We start from the raw sequence: 3,149 nt of genomic DNA, 5'->3' as shown, positions 1-3,149 counted from the left end.
CACGCGTTTTGTGGGCCAAACGAAGTGATACTCGTTGAATTTAAGAGGTCTGGCCCGTTCTGTTGGATGCGTGGAGGGGCACTATTAAGACTGTATGTAATGCCGCTATGGCGACGTTAGAGATGCTGGCGGCTTAATTGGCGGTGATACCCCCTGACAAACGAATTATAAACTATCATTACTAAGGCGATAAGCTATTTTATTTCGTGGAATTTCTCTTGTTGATTAAATATGTATCTCAAATATTTGATCTATATTTTTTTGTCTTACGTAAGTGCTTACGTATTTAGGCTAGCAAAATGCTTTGTTTGATCGGACGGTGGACAATAAATTTAATAATTTAAGAAGAGTCGGTAAATCCTCTTCCAACTCGAACCACCTTTGAAGCTATTTAAGTCCCTTTTCGCATTGGGTTCAGCACGAGAACAAATGTCGTTTCTTTGGGTAGATCTGCGCGGTTATGCGAAAAATAAAATTCAAGATATGCTCAGGCAGCAGGCTATTCTGGTGAGGGAGACTTATGGTTCCACTGTCCTATGGGGGGGTGAGACAATCATCCACTCTGGTTCGTTATATTTCATCTATGGCCCGAGAACGCTCCAGAATGATCTCAACGAGCACAACGGCACTTTGGTGATAAAGAACGAGGAACTGGTCGGCCTTTCTGAGACTTATCCCGATCAACTGCCGGCAGGGTTCGCAAGAGCAAATGGCTTCACGCACTACGCGGCAATATACAAAAGCGACTTGTTCGTACCTGTGGAGGGTGAATTCGTGACGTGGAGCCGCTCTGGCCCAGCCGTGGATTACCCAATCGTGGCTTTTGGAACTTTACCCCAATGAAGTTACTCGTCATAGTAATATGTTATTTCAATACGAGCATGTAACGTTCTTTTTGAACTATTCCGTGAGGGCGTTTTGTATCAATAATTCTATTTAATAAAATATTCGGGTTACCTAATTCCTTTCATATCAATAATTTAAAATTCGATTTATGTTCAACATAAATAATATAAATCTATTAAAGTGGGTTAATAAATGGGATATAATAATACAGGCCCATAAAACTGATATTATAACGTTAGGTTGTGAATATCATTGAAATATTCAAATAAAAAATCTTTTAATTTTTAAAGAGTCTTAGCTAAGCATAGATCGATATTTTCGAAATCTAAATTAGTGGTCATAAAAAATTATGATTCAGATCGTAGCGGACCGTCATTTCAAACATTATTTCCTTTTCACCATGACCCCAACCCACCAAGAGGGTCGAAGAGGCTCCGTGGCGCTGATCAGATCGTAGGTCGACAGATCTTTTCCGATATAATTCGCCATCGCACTTCAGGAATGGTAATATTAATGACCGCCTTAAGTCACATAGCTCTCGTTATGAATATATATATTAATAATCGTGCCCGCAATTATTGAAATTGTTTGTCATTCCTTTGAATAGTCCCAATCACTCCTTGATTTTCGCTGATTGGAGTAATCGCGGCACATTTGTGACTTTACTAGGGGCGGCCGAATCTGTTCACATCGTGGCACGTTTGATTTAAACCTTTTGTCAAAGGGCGGTGCTGACGCTTTCAATAAAACCCGACACACTACCGGCTCTGTCACCGAAAATTGACAAATCATCGATGACACCTGGTCCCACAAGAATCTAAAGTCCGCTGAGCCATTGTCAATTAAGGCGGCGATGCGTGAAAATAGGGAGATGATTGCTATAGTACCATAGGAAAGATATACGGCTCCGTTATCTTTACGAATTGCCAACAAGGGCGTCAGCGCTTCTATAAATTCGAGCATGAACCGTAGTGCTATCTCAAGGCATTTAGTACCTTACTATGGCGGTACCTAGATGGGCGGTTCGTGACCTGACTCAAATTCTGAATGCTCAGGAACTCTCACTTCGCTTGGAGCAGGCCCGTAACGATTTCCGGACCACTGTAGGATCAGTCTGCTACTTCAACCCTTCGATACGTACTCCCGGTCAATCTGACGATGAATACATAATGACCGATCAATCTTTGACTTACGTGTATGCTGATCAAGCGACTGCTCAAAGATGCGCTATGAACCGCCTTCTACCCTCTAGTTCAAGCAACTTCGGCGCTGCGGCAACGGCCATACCCCCGTGGCTGTTAGATCCGCGGCGGTTGAACCGCCTGCTGCAAGAGGGTACTGACCAAGGGGGCCTGGTCAATTACTATGAGGGCCCACATAAAAACGCTTTTTTCCTCGCCATCATGCGAAGCAACATATTTGTACGCCCTGGGGCTGATGAGATAAATGGCGTATCTTACGACTTCTTTGCGAGAGGTGGCAACTACACCGACGGAGGAGAGGATGAAGATGAAGATGAAGATGAAGATGAAGAAGTCCAGGACCGGGAGTTTCGGTTGGGTGACCTAGTCAGTTATCCGATCATTGCCTGGGGCTCATGTCCGCGTTCTGCTTAATCAACGGTCCGGATGACGTGCGACGCTCTTACGTGTGTTATGCTAAATAAATGGTTGATAACCATATTTCCGTTGAAATTTTAAATGAAAAGTGTCTGTCGCAATTTAATATATGTCAACTGTGTCTTTCTTTAGAGAATGTTGTAAAAATATTATGTCGAATAATATTACGTTACTGTTCCCATATATGTTATATAGTTGAAATTTTAAATCATTCATCTCCCATATGATTCTCCATAATACGTCTTCACCATGAAGCTGGCACTCGACATCATTTAGGCCATTGGCATTTTTAGATAAATTAAACTGCATCAACGTGGATTGAAAAATGAGTCTAATCCAATTGTCAGATTGAGCTAGAGGCTACACTGATTGGGTCCTCTATGTGTTTAGTCCCAACATTTCACAGCTTAGGCTTTGAATGAAGATTTCTGGCTTTTATCGTTGAGTTGGCGGATGACTCGGACGGTGTTTTGAAACGTAGCGCTTTGAGCCGCTTTGCGTAGTGGTTGGCGCGTAGCCAGTCCCGGACATGACAGAAACAGCGGCTCATTAATTTCTTGAGTTCACACAGAGAAAGACAAATTTTGCGATAACATCTGACTTTTAGCGTCTGTCATAGGAAATTAGTATCATGGGGAGCCCCACCTAAAAGTTGGCTCAGTTCCAATTTTCAACATGTGGGGT

The 3,149-nt window shown here is 42.6% G+C and carries 2 protein-coding genes; both read left to right on the top strand.

What is annotated here, in order from left to right:
• Positions 1-429 precede the first annotated feature (429 nt).
• Complete coding sequence (locus EQW76_RS28465; RefSeq protein ID WP_142832594.1) at positions 430-843, top strand: hypothetical protein; 414 nt, start codon at positions 430-432, stop codon at positions 841-843.
• 1,004 nt (positions 844-1,847) lie between these two features.
• Complete coding sequence (locus tag EQW76_RS28460) at positions 1,848-2,462, top strand: RolB family protein (protein ID WP_143123517.1); 615 nt, start codon at positions 1,848-1,850, stop codon at positions 2,460-2,462.
• The last annotated feature ends 687 nt before the right edge of the window (positions 2,463-3,149 follow it).

It is taken from the genome of Rhizobium sp. rho-13.1 (genome assembly GCF_007000305.1).
In the GTDB taxonomy this organism is placed as follows: Bacteria; Pseudomonadota; Alphaproteobacteria; order Rhizobiales; family Rhizobiaceae; genus Rhizobium; species Rhizobium rhododendri.
The sequence above is the reverse complement of the archived record's forward strand: the minus strand, read 5'-3'. Positions and strand labels throughout refer to the sequence as shown.